This is a genomic window from Pedobacter frigidisoli (assembly GCF_032678525.1).
GTDB classification, from domain to species: Bacteria; Bacteroidota; Bacteroidia; order Sphingobacteriales; family Sphingobacteriaceae; genus Pedobacter; species Pedobacter frigidisoli_A.
This window is the reverse complement of record NZ_JAVTSE010000001.1, coordinates 1,108,713-1,126,979: the sequence shown is the minus strand read 5'-3', so window position 1 is coordinate 1,126,979 and position 18,267 is coordinate 1,108,713. Positions and strand designations below refer to the sequence as shown.

Genomic DNA, 18,267 nt, shown 5'->3' with positions numbered 1-18,267 from the left:
TAGTTTTATAACAACTATCTTCGTCGTTGTTGGTTAATATCACTTACTATCAAATCATGACGAAGAACATCTTTATAGCATCAGCAGAACCCTATACCGGAAAATCGGTTATTGCATTTGGAATGATCAATATGCTCCTGGCTAAAACCCAGAAGGTTGGTTATTTCAAACCTATTATTGCACAGGAGGATCCAAATCAAAAGGATGAGCACGTTCAGGCTATGCTCGATTACTTCTCACTTCCCGTACCTTATGAAGATGCATTTGCCTTTACCCGTCAGGATATGCTACACCAGTCAGAAGATAGTGGCACCATTATTAATACCATCATCAGCAAATACAAAAAGCTGGAAGACAACTATGATTTCACTGTTATCGAGGGAAGCGACTTTTTAGGTGAAGGCAGCGCCTTTGAGTTTGAATCAAACGCATTAATGGCCAAAAACCTGGGGGCACCTGTTTTAATTGTGGTATCTGGAAAGAATAAAACTGCCAGCCAGCTGTTTAAATCTGCTATTAATATTTACCGTAATTTCTTACTTAGAGATGTGCAGGTATTGGGTGTAGTAGCCAACATGGTTAACCCTGAAGAAGCGGAAAGAATTAAACAAGCACTCACCAACCAGCTACCGCCAGAATTGCTAATTGCGGTGATTCCCATCGAAAGTGGACTTCAAAGTCCGACAATGAAAGAAATCGCTACCGCACTGGATGCCAACATTCTTTTTGGCGCGGATTTGCTAGATAACCAGGTAGATAATTTTGTTACCGGCGCCATGATGTTGCCAAACTTTTTAAGGCACATTAAAGATAATCTCCTTATTGTAACCCCGGGCGATCGTGGCGATATTATTATCGGATCACTCCAGGCTAATCTATCAGCCAATTATCCAAAAATTGCCGGGATTGTACTCACTGCAGGAAGTTTACCGGATGAACCCATGATTAAACTGATTGAAGGTCTGCAAACCATCATCCCGATTATCTCCGTGCAGAAGGGTACATTTGAAACTACTACAACCATTGGTAGTATTCATTCGAAAATCACCATTGATAATAAAAAGAAGATTGAGCTGGCCATAGATATTTTCGAAAGGCATGTCGACCTTAAAGCGCTCGATGATAAAATAATTACCTTCAGTTATCAGGGCATTACTCCACATATGTTCCAATATCAGCTGGTTAAATGGGCTAAGCGGGAGAAAAAACATATTGTTTTACCCGAAGGAAACGACGATCGCATTTTAAAAGCAACAGAAAAATTAATTGCTCAGGACATTGTAGACATAACCCTATTGGGTGATCCGGTCGAAATTGGCAACTCGATCAAAAGACTTGGCTTGAGTCTCGATATAAACGCCATTCAGATCCATCAGCCTACCCATTCGCCACACTATGATCAATATGTTGAAACGCTATACGAATTGCGCAAAGCAAAAAATGTAAACATGGAAATGGCCACAGATATGATGACCGATGTTTCATATTTCGGTACCATGATGGTTTACAAAGGGGATGCCGACGGAATGGTTTCCGGAGCAGTGCACACAACTCAACATACCATCAGGCCGGCCCTCCAATTTGTAAAAACCAAGCCAGGTGTATCAGTTGTATCATCGATCTTTTTTATGTGCCTTCCCGAACGGGTAGCCATATTCGGCGACTGCGCTGTAAATCCGAATCCAACAGCCCCGCAACTCGCAGAAATTGCCATTTCATCTGCAGAAAGTAGTGCCCGGTTCGGAATAGAGCCCCGGATTGCCATGCTCTCCTACTCTTCAGGAACATCTGGTGAAGGTGAGGATGTAGAAAGGGTTCGCGAAGCCACAGCAATTGTGCGCGAGCGTTTCCCGGATTTAAAAATTGAAGGCCCTATACAATACGATGCGGCTGTAGATCCCGCAATTGGCCGTCAGAAACTACCTGATTCTGAAGTTGCCGGACGCGCCAGTGTTTTAATATTTCCCGATCTGAATACCGGAAATAACACCTACAAGGCCGTTCAAAGGGAAACAGGGGCATTAGCCATTGGCCCTATGCTACAAGGATTAAACAAACCCATCAACGATTTAAGCCGCGGCTGTACAGTCGACGATATATTTAACACGGTTGTCATTACAGCCATTCAATGTCAGGAAATCTAATCAATGAATATTTTAGTTATCAACTCTGGAAGTAGTTCCCTCAAATATCAGCTCTTCAACATGCCCAACCAATCACCGGTTTGTAGCGGATTGGTAGAACGGATTGGCATTGACGGTTCCTATATCAAACACACCGTATTCAACGAAGGTGAAAAGTCAGCAAGCGAAAAGTCAGGCTTTATTAGCGATCATAACGATGCCCTTAGCCAGGTGTTATTCATGCTCATCGAGGGGGATCAGTCGGTAATTAGTAGTTCAGATGATATTGCTGCCGTAGGTCACCGCGTTGTGCATGGTGGTGAACAATTTTCAGGACCTACCTTAATTACAGCAGAGGTTAAGTCACTAATCAGAAAATTATTTTCCCTTGCACCATTGCATAATCCTGTAAATTTAACCTGTATTGAAGTAGCTGAACAAACTTTTCCAAAAGCTAAACAGATAGCTGTTTTTGATACTGCTTTTCACCAGACCATTCCGGTTGAAGCCTTCAGATATGCTATCCCTGAGAAATATTATAAGGAAGATGGGATTCGTGTTTATGGCTTTCATGGTACCAGCCATAAGTATGTTAGTGAACAAGCTATCAATTGGCTGGATAAAAAAGAGGGTAAAATCATCAGTATTCATTTAGGAAACGGATGCAGTATAACAGCAATCAGAAACGGAAAATCAATTGACACCAGCATGGGTTTCGGCCCTTTAAGCGGACTGGTAATGGGCACCAGATCGGGCGACATCGATCCTTCGGCAATATTTCACCTGATTGAACATGCCGGATATAGCCATGCACAGTTGAGTGCATTGTTTAACAAACAGTCGGGATTACTCGGCGTTGGGGGTTCAAGCGACATGCGCGACATCAGGAAGCTAGCTGCTGAAGGTAATGAAGAAGCCATTTTGGCTTTAGCACTTTACGCCTACCGAATTAAGAAATTTATTGGTACCTATACGGCTATCCTTAACGGCGTAGATGCATTGATTTTTACTGCTGGTGTTGGCGAAAACGATAAAGCCATGCGCGAAGCCGCTTGTGGCAAATTGGATTATCTGGGGATTGAGCTTGACGTAGCAAAGAACAATAGCTACTCAGGCGGCATTTTGGATGTAAGTTCGGTGGGTTCAAAAGCAAGAATCCTGGTTGTTCCTACGAATGAAGAATATGAAATTGCTCACCAAAGCTATAACTTACTGACTAAATAAATAGTTTTAATTTTTGCCGCAGTCTCCCAAGATCTGTGAATCTGCGGCTACTTTTTTTGACATCTTCCAGGCTTTTGCAGGCATTCTTTACCTACCATCCAACAGAATCATGGATAGCACTCCATCTTCCGGTGGACATGGATTGGGGCCTTGCTCCAGAAAATAATTTACCACTTTTTCGATCATGGGTTGCTCAACATGAGGAATAGAATCGAATACAATATGTTCTTCCTTTCCACCAACCGATAAGGTAACGGTATTCCCGAATACGGAAAAACTGATTTTTCCTTGTGAGCCATAGATTTCGCAAACATCTTTTTGATCTGCAGCTGCCACAGTAAAACACCAGGTTCCATTGAATACCACACCATTTTTAAATTTAATTTGCCGGGTTACAAAATCATCCGCAGCAGATAAGCGAGCCTGATTGAGTTCCAATCCATTAAATGACTCGATTTCTCCAAAGAAATAATACATTAGGTCTAGCTGATGCGGTGCAAGATCATGAAAAAGTCCGCCACCTGAAATTGCAGGATTCGTTCGCCAGTCTTCATCGCTCTTGGCAATCAGTTCATTACTGATACTTTGGAACATTTCCAACTTAGCAAAACGGATATCGCCTATTACAGCTTCATCAATAAATTGTTTGATTTTTAAAAACATGGGTTGCGCCCGCCTGTAATGTGCGATGCTAAGCTTGACCCCGCTTTGATTCGCAGCTTCTGTCATTCGTTTTGCAGATTCTGCATCAAGCGTCATTGGCTTTTCTACATAAACCGGCTTTCCGGCCGCAAGCGCTTTTAATGTATATTCTTCATGACTTCCTGGAGGCGTTGCAATGTAAATGGCATTTACTTTAGTATCATTAATCAGATCATCTGCATTAATATACCATTTCGGCACACCATGACGTTTAGCATAATCTTCCGCCTTTGCAGCATCTCTCCGCATCACTGCCACTAAGGAAGAATTTTCTATTTTATTGAAAGCGGGACCACTTTTAACTTCGGTCACATCGCCACAACCAATAATGCCCCACTTTATTTCTTTCAAACTCATAAAGGCAAGTTAATAAATGAAAGCCGCAGATTCATTTCTACTGCAAATAAAATAGCCACTGAAACACAGAAACCACGAAAAACTAACAAGCTCCGTGTATTCTGTGCTTCCGTGGCTAACCTAATCTGTGGATCACCAGCGATCAATTTAGCTATGACCCGGTTTTACACATATCAATCATCATGGTAAGCTCATCAACGGCAGCTTCATTACTTCCATCAAAACCGGTTAATTTAAACCTTACATTTCCATTGGCATCAATAACAAATTTGGCTGGGATTCCGTTAACCTTATAACTGCTTACTACCTTATTTACTTTAGTTTGCGCATCTTTTAAATCCATCAACACTTCAAAATTATATTTCATGCTTTTGATATAATCTCCGGCATCTTTAACAGGGTCGGCTACTTTTTCCCACGTATGAATAAATAAAAACTTCACGTTATCATCTGCTTTGTATTTATCAACAGCCATCTGCATTGCCGGGAAAGAGGCTTTACATGGCCCACACCAGGTTGCCCAGAAATCCAGAATCACTGTTTTACCTTTGTAGTCGGCTAAAGAAACCTGTTTACCATTTAAATCTGTTAGCGTAAAACCTACTGCCGTTTCGTTAACCATGTCTTTAGTCAGTTTTTTGCTTAAAGCTTCGAGATAACTTTTACGGGTTGCAGCAGCGTACTCTTCGTATCCTTTATCACTTCCTTTAACTTTCACATAAAGCTTTTTAAAGTCATCGGCCATTGCCGGAGTAGCTTTTCCTGCCTTTACCACTTCTTCCAGTTTATCATAAGCTTCCTGATTTCTGTTCAATCCCATCAAAATCTGAGCATAGCGATAATTTAAAGGTGGGTTTAAACCCTGCGATTTAGCATAGGCCATTTCAGAATATTTTAATGCCTCATCATACTTTTTCCTTTCGAACAAAATATTAGCATAAGTACTCGTTAATCCCGGATAACCCGAAGCAGAGAACTTTGCCCAGTTTTCATTTCCCTTTTTGCCATCAATATAAGAAAAAGCATTATCCATTGCTTTCTTCGCATAGATCTCTGCATTCGCAAGATCACCATTTTTATAAAAAGCAGTAGTGATGCCAGAGTAGGCATTGCCTTTCCAAAAGTCTACTTCAAGCATATTTGCATATTCATTTGCCTTGACAACATTTTTTTCTGCGGCAAATTTACCGGCTACATTTGCTCTTACATAATCATATGCCAAACGATCATCAACTTTTACATTGGGATAATTAGCCGGTGGAAATTTTTTAATCCAGCCTTTGTAGGCAGATTCTGCTTCATTAGCTGTTTTTAGCAGGTAAAAATCTTTGGATGCTGCACTTCTGGCCTGTGTGCCTAAAGGAAAACGCGTCACTACATCATTATATAACTGCTCTGATCTTTTCTGATCTCCAATCCGATAGTAGTAATTTGCTGCCATTAATACGGTAGCTTCTGTTTTGCCATCAGATAATTCGGCAAGTTTACTTCTCAGCTGTATTTTATCGGCTGTATCTTTTGATAAAACTAGTTTATCGAGGTACTGTGCTGTAGTATCCGTAGTTTTTTTATCCTGTGCATTCACTGAAATCAATACAGCATTTGCCAGTAGATACAAGCCGGTGGTTCTTAAGAGTTTCATATTATTTTTCATTTAGTGTTGATTTAAAAACCCGCCATTCAATCATTACAGAACGGCGGGAAGAATATTTAATATCCCGGGTTTTGGGTAAGGTTAGCGTTTAGCAATATCTGGTCTGATGGGATTGGGAATAATTGGGCGCTCGATTTATACGTGGTCTTTAACGAACCCAAAACAGCATCTGCTAATCCCATTCTTTTTAAATCAAACCATCTGTGACTATATTCACCGAATAATTCCAATTTTCTTTCCTTAGCCACTGCGGTAAGTAATCCTGCGGTAGTAGATGCGGTTGTATTACCTAAACCAGCTCTGGCTCTGATGATGTTAATATCAGCCTGTGCACCTGTGATATTCGATTGTTGCGCTCTGGCCTCTGCCCTGATTAAATATTGCTCTGCTAAACGCAATAACACAGTATATTCATTACCTAAAGTGGACGCCGTAGCCGTTTGAACCTTGTATTTATTAATTCTGTAATATTTTACCACGTTATAAGTGGTAGAGTCAACCCAGGTTGTTTTACGATTGTCATTCATTTCAAAATCTTTTGTGAACGCACCAGACAAAACAAAGATTGGAGGCACAATGTTGTTCGCAGAACTCGTAGTACGGTATGATGTAAACCCTGATGCACCGTATAACGAAGATAATTGTAAAATGGTCTCACTACTGGTATTTATAAAAGCATTTGCAGTTGTAGCCATAGTATAAGTACCTGCGCCAATTACTTTTGTCGCTTCAGCTTCCGCATTTACATAATCTTTATTGTAAAGATATGCCCTTGCAAGAAGTGCAGTTGCTGCCCATTTATTTACCCTCACCCTAAGCGCAGCAGTTCCCACGTAAGCTGTTGGAAGCAGATTTTGTGCATCCTTCAAATCACTAATCACCTGAGCATAAACCTCAGCTACAGAAGCCCTGGGTTTAGTGGCGTTGTTTAGCTCAACCGGATCTGTGGTTAATGGAACTCCTCCGTACAAATTAACGAGGTTAAGAAACATAAATGCACGGAAGAACTTAGCTTCACCAGTAAGCTGATTTTTCACAGTAGCACTCACACCGCTTGTCTTATCCAATCCGTCAATAATGAGATTAGCATACCTGATCACCTGATAAGAATAACCCCAAATATAGTTTGATGATGTTCCGTTTGTGGTTGAAACAACATTTTGTGTGAATTGAACATAATCAGAAACTGCTGTTGTATTCTGCAACTCATCAGCCGATAATCCCGAAGCCCATGTTTCGTACTGAATAGAATTAAGGAATGAGTAATTAGAGTAAAGAGACAATGTTGCACTGGTTGCAGAGTTATCACTGGCAAAAGCATCATCTTTTGAAATTAAGTTAGTAGCCAGCTTTGCCTCAACATATTTCTTGCACGATGAGAGAGACAACAATACAAGTGACAGTGAAGCAGCTATGATGTATAAATTAAATTTAATTTTCATGATTTCTTAAGATTAAAGTGAGCAATTTATACCGAAAACAATTGTTCTGACCTGAGGTATAGCGGTATATTGTCCTGTTCCTAAACCAGAACCTGTACCCGGAACCGTCGTATCCGGATCATAAACATACTTTTGTTTCGCCCAGGTATAAATATTTTGTCCCTGTACATAGACACTAAGGTTTGATAATTTAATCTTGCTCACAATTTGCTTTGGAAGCGTATAGTTTAAGCTCACAGTCTTTAATTTCCAGTAAGAAGCATCACCCCAGTTTAAATCTGATGAAGTTAAGTTATTATATGACGCATCAGAAGAAGTTGATGCCGCAGGATACAATGCCACATCACCAACGGCCGACCAGCGGTTCAATATTGCAGTACTTTGATTTACATAATTAATACCGGCAGGGCTTGAGGTTAAAGTTGGGTTAAGCACACCATAACGATGATTGTATTGAAACATAAAATCAAGCGTTAATCCTTTATAGCTAAAACTATTATTGATGCCACCAAAATAAGGATGTCCATATTTTACAATATACCGGTCACCTGCAAAAGTAATGGTACCATCACCATTTATGTCCTGATAAGTGGGCAAGCCAGTTTGAGGATTTACCCCATTGTATTGGTATCTTTTTGTTATATCTACCGGCAAACCAATTACATAACTGCTGGCATAAGATGTATTCGCCAGATTATCAAATTTCAGCAACTTGTTGCGCAACATGGTCATGTTGATATTGGTCGACCATCTGAAGTCGCCTGATGCAACATTTACGGTATTCAACTCAAACTCGAAGCCTTTATTCTGAACAGTTGCATCAAGATTTGCATAATATCCTGAGGTTCCAATTTGCAGAGGAGTACTGATATAGTTCAACATATTAGAAGTCCTGTTGCGATAATAATCGGCCTTAAGTAAAATTCTGTCCTTAAGAAATCCCAATTCGATAGCAATGTCAAGCTTTTTAGTGCTTTCCCATTTCAAGTCCTGATTTTCAATATTTGAAGCAACATACGTTGAGTTGCCATCATAATTGCTGCTTGTTCCTGATGTCGTATAAAGCGAATAATATAGGTAATTTGGAATCTGATCATTACCTGTTACACCGTAACTGGCTCTTAATTTACCAAAACTTAAAAAGGTTAAATCTTTCATAAAGTTTTCTTCAGTAAATATCCATGAAGCTCCTAAAGCACCAAAATTCCCGAATTTGTTATTATTACCAAAGCGTGAAGAACCATCTCTTCTGAAAGTGCCGTCAACGATATACTTCCCTTTCCAGTTATAGTTTAAACGACCAAAAAATGCATTGTATTTGTAAATGGAATTGGAATTTAGATTTGTAGTAACAGCAGAGGCACCTAAAAGGGAATTAATCAGAGCTTCGTTACTATAACCTGTACCAGTTAATGAAATCCCCTCGGTATTGGTTTGCTGAAATGTAGTACCTATTAACGCTTCAAAACTTCCTTCCCCTATTTTTTTATTATAAAGCAACTGAGGTTCTATGATATAGTTCGTATTGCTATTATCTGTATATCTTAGCGAACTTACCTGTGAAGCTGCAGGATTCTGAGAGCTGGCAGGATTAATTTGCTGCTGCCTCAATCTCGTGGTACTGTAGCCTAAATTAGCTTTTACTGTCAATTCATTAATAATCTTATACGAAAGATTAACGTTAGAGATCAGGTTACTGGTTTGTGCATCAGTAGTTTTAGGGTAATAAGATAGCGGGCTGGTTGAAGTCCAGTTTACCGATCCGTTTGCATTGTATAATGGATAATTTGGCGCTAATGTATAAATGGTACTTAAATCTGTATTCGGCATCAGGTTTTTCATGTAGGCATAGTTAACCGAGCCGTCAATATTGAACTTACCATCTGCACTTTTGTGTCCTGCACTCAACCTGCTTGAAAATGTCGTGGCACCAAAATCGCCTCCATATACTGTACCCTGTTTGCGATAGGTTGATGAGAACATAAAAGAGTTTTGCGCATTGCCACCAGTTACTGAACCCGTAGCATTGGTCAGGTGTCCTGTATGGCCAATAAAATATTTTTGCCAATCGGTATAGGCATTTTGATCCCAAACTGTCAGATCCAGTGCATTCGTTGCTGTTGGTGTTACACCTGTTCTTGCAAAGGCAGCTTTTCTCATGGCTAAATACTGTTCTGTATTCATCATGGGAATGTAGTTCGAAACATTGGAAATACCACTGTTTACATTAAAATTGTAAGCAGTTTTACCTTTCCCTCCTTTTTTTGTGGTAATCAAAATCACTCCGTTAGATCCACGTGATCCATAAATTGCTGTGGCATCTGCATCTTTCAGAATATCAATGCGTTCAATATCTTCAGGTGCAATCATACTGAATGGACTAACACCTCCGTTCGCAGCCGAAACTCCGTAAGCATTCAAATTGTCAGTGGCGGGTTGCGCAGCATTAAAAAGAGTAAACGGCACACCATCAATCACATACAACGGAATAAAACCCGCTCCTGAAAGTGCCGTTGCTGAACCGCGGATATTGACCCTCACTCCCGCTCCGGGTAGACCGTTATCCTGGGTAATCTGAACTCCGGAAATTCTTCCTTGCATAGCCAGTAAAGGATTCTCTATTGTTTGTTTACCAATATCAGCCGAAGTAATCGAACTTACCGACCCCGTATTCAAACGTTTTGTAGTACTCCCATAACCAATTACCTGCACCTGATCCAAAGCTGCTGCCGAAGGGTTTAATTTAATATCAAGTAAACTCGCGGTTCCACTCTGTAATAAACCGCCGGTAATTTTTAGCTCTTTCGTTTCGTAACCGATGTACGAAATTACCAGGATATCATTTTCATTAAGCTCCAGTACAAAAGAACCTGTCGAACCTGTCAAGGCATATTTTTTGGTTCCCTTAACCAATACGGTGGCGCCAATAAGCGGATTGTTATTTTCATCTACAATACGCCCGTTGAAACGCGAAGAGCTAAAGAAGGCGCCTATTTTATCAATAAATGATGACTCTTCCTTCTTGATCAATACCGTTTTAGCTTCAATTTTATAGCTTAACGACTTGTTTTTCAAACAATAATCAATTACTTCGGCTAACGGAGTGTTGTTAAACTCAACATTGATTTTAGTCGCATCGTTAAGTGTTTGAGTAGTATATAAAATTCGGTATTCGGTTTGTTTTTCTATTTCTTTAAATACACGTTCAATGCTGACATTTTTAGCCGAAAAGGTTAGTTTTTGAGAGAAACTGGCAGCACTTACATGCACCATAAAGGCAATCATGATGGCAATGGTAAGTTTCATGGTCAATAGTAATTTGGGAGGAAGGCACAGTCGTGGCTTCCCTTGAAATAAAGGATTAAAATTCATACTTTCGTTTGTTTGGGTTAATGCGTAATGGATCTCAGAAATTTGTTTTCAAGGGTTAACTCAGCTTATGGCCATGGAAGTGCTGGTAACACTTTCGTGGCTTTTTTGCTTAAAAACCTGCTCATGTTACGCCGCGGCTGGTAGTTTTCTTTTCATGTTTTGGTTTTTAGTTAGTTGTTTATTTTTATTATTTATAAAGGGTGGTTAATCCCTTAGGCAGTGTTTTATTTTACGGTAATTACTTTATTGTTGATATAAAAACGGATGTTGCCTGTTTCTTCGAGCATGGTAAGTACCGAAGAAATGTTATCAAAGCGGGATACAGAGCCTGTAAACGAAGGAGTGTTATTTTCATTCAGCTCACTTACAAAACGTACACCATACCAGCGTGACAATTTGCGTAGAATACTTTCAAGCGGTTCATCTTTGAAACGGAATTCCCCGTTTTTCCAGTCGGTAGCCAGTGCCGGATCGATTTCACTAACCTTTAAAGCATTGTTTTTAAATACAGATTGCTGGTTAGGTGATAAAACCTCATGTTGCCCGCTTGCCGAAACCTGAACTGAACCTTCGAGCAAAGTTGTTTTGATATCAGCTTCATTAGCATAAGCATTGATATTAAAATGGGTTCCCAATACTTCAACTTCCTGTTTTGCAGTCTCGACCAAAAACGGATGGGTCTTATCTTTTGCCACCTCAAAATAGGCCTCCCCAGTTAAACTAACTATACGTTTTTGTTGCCCACCAAACTCGCCCGGAAACGTTAAGGAACTGGCTGCATTCAACCATACCTTTGTTCCGTCGGCTAGTACCACCTGATACTTTCCGCCAGCAGGGGTTTCAATGGTGTTCTTTTGGTTCCTTGTGTCAGCATCACGATCGAGAATGGTGAACACAACAACACCGTTTGCAGCCTTTTCTATTTTAATTCCGTTCAGCGTATCAAGCGTACCATTTCTTTCATCAAGATTGATTTTCTGTCCATTGGCCAATTTAAGAACCGCTGTGTTTTTACCTGGAGCAACATCATTTGCATATCGGCGGGAAGCGTCTTCGTTTCTCATTCTCCAGAAAACAATGGTACCTAACAGCACAATCGCTATAGCTGCTGCAATGGCTGAGATCATTCGAAACCTCGTCACCTTAAGGGAATTCGTGCCGCTTGCTTCCTTTTCTGAACTTAGGTTAATTTGAGCATCTATTTTTAGTTTTAATGCGATACCAAAAGCTAACTTATCTTCTTCAGACTTATTCCAGCCAGTTTGTTCAAGCTCTTGTTCCACCCAATCGTTAACGGCATCGGCTTCCTTCACGCTTGCCTGTCCGTCATTATAACGCTTTAAAAGTTCTTTAACTTGTTCGGTTTTCATAGGTATTTAGGCAAGCTAGAGGACGCCTTACAATACTATATTCCGAAAAGAGGACTTTGGTAGTAGATTTATTTTAGAAAAAAATAAAATTATTTTAAAAGATGCGCAAAAAGCACTAGCATTGCCCCTGATAGATTCAATTTCAACGATTTTGCAATCAGTTTAAGTGCATTATTAATCTGTTTCTTAACAGTTAATTCCGATATCCCAAGTTTTTGAGCAATTTCCTTATGAGAAAGCTGTTCATCACGGCTCAAAACATAAACTTGCCGCATCTTTCCAGGTAGTTTCGAAACCGCTGTATCAATATTTTTCTGAAGTTCTTTTACAGAAATATCATCTTCAGTTTGCGCTGTGGTGTTTTCAAAATGATATCCGAGGCGCTCCATAAAATTTTCCTTATGGATATTCTTTTCGATGTACTTTAATGAAAGATTACGAACTGATTTAATCAGATAGGCTCCAAGCGGCCCTTTAACTTCCAATGACTCCTTACGGTTCCAGATGGATACAAAAATCTCCTGTACAATATCAGCGGCTTCATCTTCTGATTTGGTGAGTTTGACAGCGTAATTCATCATCTTTTCCCAAAAGCGGTTATAGATTTCTGTAAAGGCTGTGTGCTCCCCGTTTTTTAAACGCAGTAGCAAGTCATTATCCGATAATTCGTTTACAGACGCCATACAATGAGACGAATATAAGGATTTGAACAGAGTTTAAACACTATTTCAATGTCAAAACAAAAAAATAACTACAAAATTAATAGACATTATTTCGGCAAGACATTTATTTGTGGACTTAAATCGGTTTAGTTAAAAAATCTTTATCCACGAACTCTATTACTATGTTACCCGGAGATCTCCCAAATGCCGCAGATTGGATTTTATGAAGAACTCTCATGGCAATAAATCTAAAAGATCAGCGAAATCTGCGCGATCTGCGAGAAATTATTGTATAACAAGACGTCGCAATTCTAATAGTATATGGTAAATCAATCCTTAATTATTGTGCCCACATTTACAAACTTATATGTAGGTAACATGCCTGATATTGATTTCACCTTATTAAACTGAATATCCTCGGCATTTGTCACATGCACTTTTGCATTTTCCGGTAGTATAATATTACTGAACGATACGTTATTTAACCGATGCGAAACATCTTCAAAACCATTGATATCAATTATTACGCCGTTCGGAACAGCGATTGACATATCAATATTCCTGAATACAAAGTTTTCGAAAGTTGGGATTTCTGTTGCCGGCTCGCCATCATTATTATAATTTACTGCAGAGAATATGGTGATTTTCATCAGCTCACAATCGGCAACAGTTACATTCCTAACGTAACCTCCCCTATCTTTAGTCCCTTTAATCTGCATACCATGAAGGAGTTTCCCGGCTTTACAGTCTTGCACCAATACATCACTTACCCCGCCCGACATTTCACTGCCAATAGATATTCCGTGCCCATTTTTGAAATCACAATCAGTTATACGAACATTTTTCGTTGGCTTTGCTATTAAGAATCCTTCGGGGTTCTTGCCAGATTTGATGGCAATGCAATCATCCCCCGTATCAAAAGTAGAATTAAAAATATAGGAATCAGTTGAAGAATCAGGGTCTATACCATCGCCATTTCTGATGTTTTTAGTAATGATATTTAAATTATAGCAACTTATGTCATCACTATAGATGTAATGGATAGTCCAGCATGGCGGTTCGGTAACGGTAAGTCCTGAAATACTTACATTTTTGGCGTTCATTAAACAGATTAAACGCCCTCTGCTTCTGATCCCATTGGCTTTAGTCATGGCCTCACCAAGCTTTCGTCCACCACCTACAATTTTACCTTTTCCGGTAATGGTTAAATTTCTGACATTGTAACTCCCGTCACGGTTAAGCGTTCCTGCATTTAATAAGCTGGCGTAAGTTTTCATTTCCCAGCCTTCAAATCGGTTCAAAATCATTGGCAGGTAGTCTTCCGGAACCTGCGTCCCTTTTAATACTCCCCCCTCCTCAATTTTTAATGTCATGTTACTCTTTAAATGTAAAGCGCCGGATAAAAACGTGCCTCTCGGAATGAATACTGTACCTCCCGCTGAACAGGCGTCAATGGCAGCCTGAATGGATTTCGTATTGATCCTTGTGCTGTCTGCCAATGCACCGTAACTTAAAATATTAAAGATTTTTCCTGATACCATTGTTTTAAATCGAATACTATTGCTTAAGTAACTTGCCCTTGCTTTCCCTTTTATCAACACTTTCGCAATGTACCATGTATTAGGTTTTAATTCGGTAATTGTAAAATTGGTTTTGCCACAATAACTAACTCTCTTATTGTTCACCACAATCTCGTAACCCAATGACTTAGCTTCATCCTGCTTTTCCCATATCAGCGTAACCGATCGTTCAGATAATGTACCTGGTGCGATCAACAAATTAAATTTACTGGTATCAAACGCGTTAACTACGGCTGGCGATAAAAAAAGAGTAAACAGGAAAAATGTAATCGCAAGGAGGTATTGAATTTTTGGCATAATATATCTGGTTATGAAAATGATTGGCTATCAATTCCAACAAATATAGTGTACTCTCAGAATAATCCATCCTGCTATGTACTGCCCTGTAAATTCTTATAGTAACGCTGCCGTTTATTGTAGAATAGTGCTTTCAACTAATGGAGTTATTTAATGTTAAAACACATTATGCTGACAAACATTCGGGCTACAATCCCGTTTTTTACATAGAATTTAACACAAAACAATATGTCATTATTAGAAAATAAAGTAGCGGTTGTTTCTGGCGCAGGTTCAGGAATTGGTCGCTCCATTGCCATCACTTATGCACAGGAAGGTGCTAGAGTAGTTGTGTCCGACATCAACGAAGAACATGCAAATGAAACCGTAAAATTGATACAGGAAAATGGAGGCGAAGCTTTCGCAGTAAAATCTGACGCCTCAAAAGCGGAAGAAAATAAGTCGCTGGTCGAAGCAGTAGTAGCCAAATATGGCCGCCTTGACATTGCCTGTAATAATGCTGGAATTGGCGGGCCTGCAAAACCAACAGGTGATTATGAACCTGAAGAATGGGATCGCGTGATTGCACTTAATTTAAATGGCGTTTTCTATGCCTGTAAATATCAGTTACAACAAATGGAGAAGAACGGTGGTGGTTCAATCATCAATATCGCTTCTATTCACGGACAAGTTGCTGCACCGAATAGTCCGGCTTATACCGCCTCAAAACATGCTGTAGTTGGACTTACTAAAAATATTGCCGCCGAATATGGGCAGAAAAACATCAGGTGTAATGCTGTAGGCCCGGGTTATATTGAAACACCACTACTGGGTGCAAACCTTAGTCAGGAAATGCAAGACGCAATCGCAGCTAAAAGTCCGATCAACAGATTGGGTAAAGTGCAGGAAATTGCAGATCTGGTTGCCTTTTTAAGCTCAGATAAATCAACATTTACTACAGGAAGTTATATCATTGCCGATGGCGGATATACTGCAATCTAGCATTAAAGATATAGAACATAAAAAAAGCGCGATGAATATTTATTGCGCTTTTTTTTATCTTCTTTCGAGAAAACCCAACTATTCAGTCCTTCACTCAATTAATAACTTTCCCATGCTTGATAATCATTGATAACTTTTTTAACCCGTTGATATCTTCCAAAGGATTCTGCTCGGTAACCAGCAGATCAGCTTTTTTACCAACTTTAATACTACCGATATTTTTATCCTGACCAATCGTTTCAGCCGAAATCAAGGTCGCTGCCTTCAATGCTTCGGCAGGTGTAAAATCGCAGTCGTTTACAAAATAATTCAGTTCTTCAATTAAAAAAGGATCTGGATTGGTAAGCACGGTAATTTTATCGGTGCCTGCAGAAATTTTAACGCCCATTTGATGAAGCTTTTTAACCAGTTCAAATATCCATTGTTCCTTAACTTCCGAAACGGTTAGTGTGGCATCGAGAATTACATTTCTACGTTTCATTTCCCCGGCCAGTTCCGATACGTCTATGCGGCTTCCAACACTGTCCTTATAGGCTTGGGGAACTTTTCTATAATTCATTTTCGGATCATTTATCAATGCCGACAACATACTGGCATGCGATATAACTTGAACACCTGCCCTCACCACTTCCAAAGGCCTTCCAGGATACATCATGGCATGTCCCCAAACCAGCAAGCCGTTTCTTTTTGCAGCAGCGGCTACCTCCTTCAAAAAAGTACCATCAAAAGAATGATACAACTTTACCCCTGTTGCACCGCACTCCTTAGCAGCTTTCATAGCACTGTCGAGGTTTGTTCCCGGCACTATCAGTTGTTCCCATGGATGGTAAGGTTCTTTTCGGATATGCTGATCGCGGTTGTAGTACCAATCGCCCGCCATAAAGGCAGCATAATAAATATCGGCACCTGTTTTGATATCGTGATTTACATCGGCCTGAACCTTCTGCATAATTGCCCCGTTCCCTGCGGCATCGCGGATGGTGGTAATTCCGTGTTTGAGCAGGTAATCAAGTACCTTATACGATCTTTCGATGGGTGATCCGCTGATATTGGTTACGTGTGCATGCGAATCAACCAGACCAGGCACCAGGTATTTGTACTGAATATCTATTACCTCTCCTTTGGTTCTATTTCCCTTATAAACAGATGCTATGCGGTCATTTTTAATTAAAACCGTCATATCACTTATCACCCTGCCTTTTTCTATATCTATAATATTGGCATGTTTTAAAGTAAGATATACATCCTGTTTTTCCTGAGCCATGTTTACAGATGGATTATAGATTGAGAGAATTACAGTTAAAATCAGGTAAACAACAATATTTACTATTTTCATATTTATGGTATTAATGGGATATTAATCAAAAAATGCAGGAGACATCCATCATCCTGCATTGTCATCACTAACTATTAACTAAAAAACCGTTTCTACCCGGTTGTTAATTTTAAATATTCTACTTTCCGAAAATGGCAGACAATTGCTTTCCCAATGCATCACCGCGTAAATTTCTTGCGATAATCTTTCCCGAAGGGTCAACTAAAAAGTTAGCAGGAAGGCTTTTTACACCATATATTTCTGCTGTTTTGCCATTTGTTGTTTTAGGATCAGTTAACTGAAGCCAAAGTAACTTATCCTGCTCAACAGCTTTTAACCAGTTTTCTTTCGAACTGTCCATAGATAAACCAACAATCGTAAAGCCTTTATCATTAAATTTTTGGTAGGCTTTGATCAGGTTAGGGTTTTCCAGGCGGCATGGTCCGCACCAGCTTGCCCAAAAATCAATTAAAACATATTTGCCCCTGAAATTGGTCAATGAATAGAATTTGCCGTTTTGATCTGCCAAAGAAAACTCAGGAGCAATAGCCCCGTGGGAGGTATTACCCAATGCGTCTACAAAGGTTTTAATACGCCTTCCATAATCATTTCTCTGAATAGCCGGACTTAACAATTTATACAGTATATCTGCCTTGTTTCTATCCGGATAGGTGACGTAAGTATCATAAATGGCAATTGCTGACAGAACACTTCCTGGGTTTCTATTGACAAAGTCGGTTACAACACTATCTTTTAAAATCTTCATTGCAGCACCAAAGCTGGTACGCCTTTTTTTATCGATTACTTCGTCTCCCGTTAGTAGCGGTCGCTTGCCAATATTTAATCTCAGCGCTTGCCGATATTGGGCATACAATTCAGATTCCTTACCACCGATAACTTCCAAATCGTAAAACTTAGTGATCTGCCCTCTGAATTTGATAAGTGTAGGCTCTAAAATAAAAATTTTGATTTGTTGATTAACGCTATTCGATAGAGTACAAAGTGTTGATTCGACGACAGCCACTTTCTTTGTGAAAATATCAGACCTGGCTTGTACAGAGTCCTTATAAAGAATATTATTGATTTCATAAGAAAAAATAACATATCCACTGCCTAGATCTTCTATGTTCCCTATAGTATGCGCAAATTGTTGCGCATACACAGAAGAACATATCATCATTACTAATA

The 18,267-nt window shown here is 39.6% G+C and carries 12 protein-coding genes; 3 read left to right on the top strand and 9 right to left on the bottom strand.

The annotated features are described in order from the left end of the window. Positions 1–56: 56 nt before the first annotated feature. Together pta and R2Q80_RS04730 are read left to right on the top strand one after the other, a co-directional pair. Entirely contained in the window at positions 57–2,144 is a 2,088-nt protein-coding gene (gene pta, locus R2Q80_RS04735; RefSeq protein ID WP_316798484.1) for a phosphate acetyltransferase, read from the top strand. 3 nt (positions 2,145–2,147) lie between these two features. Then, positions 2,148–3,347 (top strand): acetate kinase, encoded by a 1,200-nt coding sequence (locus tag R2Q80_RS04730; RefSeq protein ID WP_316798483.1) that lies wholly within the window; start codon positions 2,148–2,150, stop codon positions 3,345–3,347. Positions 3,348–3,434: 87 nt separating this feature from the next. Here R2Q80_RS04730 and R2Q80_RS04725 read toward each other — a convergent pair whose 3' ends face one another. From R2Q80_RS04725 to R2Q80_RS04695, 7 genes are all read right to left on the bottom strand, one after another. Continuing rightward, positions 3,435–4,406: a Gfo/Idh/MocA family oxidoreductase gene (locus R2Q80_RS04725; RefSeq protein ID WP_316798482.1), complete on the bottom strand. Its 972-nt coding sequence runs from the start codon at positions 4,404–4,406 to the stop codon at positions 3,435–3,437. Between the two features lie 151 nt (positions 4,407–4,557). Then, positions 4,558–6,048, bottom strand: a complete 1,491-nt coding sequence (locus R2Q80_RS04720; protein WP_316798481.1) for a TlpA disulfide reductase family protein — start codon at positions 6,046–6,048, stop codon at positions 4,558–4,560. Positions 6,049–6,116: 68 nt separating this feature from the next. Continuing rightward, positions 6,117–7,502 (bottom strand): RagB/SusD family nutrient uptake outer membrane protein, encoded by a 1,386-nt coding sequence (locus R2Q80_RS04715; RefSeq protein ID WP_316798480.1) that lies wholly within the window; start codon positions 7,500–7,502, stop codon positions 6,117–6,119. 12 nt (positions 7,503–7,514) lie between these two features. Beyond that, positions 7,515–10,808: a SusC/RagA family TonB-linked outer membrane protein gene (locus R2Q80_RS04710; RefSeq protein ID WP_316798479.1), complete on the bottom strand. Its 3,294-nt coding sequence runs from the start codon at positions 10,806–10,808 to the stop codon at positions 7,515–7,517. A 290-nt stretch (positions 10,809–11,098) separates the two neighbouring features. Next, positions 11,099–12,244 (bottom strand): FecR family protein, encoded by a 1,146-nt coding sequence (locus tag R2Q80_RS04705; protein ID WP_316798478.1) that lies wholly within the window; start codon positions 12,242–12,244, stop codon positions 11,099–11,101. Positions 12,245–12,333: 89 nt separating this feature from the next. After that, complete coding sequence (locus R2Q80_RS04700; protein WP_316798477.1) at positions 12,334–12,927, bottom strand: RNA polymerase sigma-70 factor; 594 nt, start codon at positions 12,925–12,927, stop codon at positions 12,334–12,336. 308 nt (positions 12,928–13,235) lie between these two features. After that, a complete protein-coding gene (locus R2Q80_RS04695; protein ID WP_316798476.1) occupies positions 13,236–14,783 on the bottom strand; it encodes a glycosyl hydrolase family 28 protein in 1,548 nt (515 codons plus the stop codon). 228 nt (positions 14,784–15,011) lie between these two features. On the opposite strand from R2Q80_RS04695, the gene R2Q80_RS04690 reads away from it, so the two are divergent. Then, entirely contained in the window at positions 15,012–15,764 is a 753-nt protein-coding gene (locus R2Q80_RS04690) for a glucose 1-dehydrogenase (protein WP_316798475.1), read from the top strand. Positions 15,765–15,858: 94 nt separating this feature from the next. On the opposite strand, the gene R2Q80_RS04685 is transcribed toward R2Q80_RS04690, so the two are convergent. Together R2Q80_RS04685 and R2Q80_RS04680 are read right to left on the bottom strand one after the other, a co-directional pair. Further along, positions 15,859–17,100, bottom strand: coding sequence for an amidohydrolase family protein (locus R2Q80_RS04685; RefSeq protein ID WP_316798474.1), 1,242 nt, complete (start codon positions 17,098–17,100; stop codon positions 15,859–15,861). Between the two features lie 118 nt (positions 17,101–17,218). After that, positions 17,219–18,259, bottom strand: coding sequence for a TlpA disulfide reductase family protein (locus R2Q80_RS04680; protein WP_316798473.1), 1,041 nt, complete (start codon positions 18,257–18,259; stop codon positions 17,219–17,221). Positions 18,260–18,267: the final 8 nt, after the last annotated feature.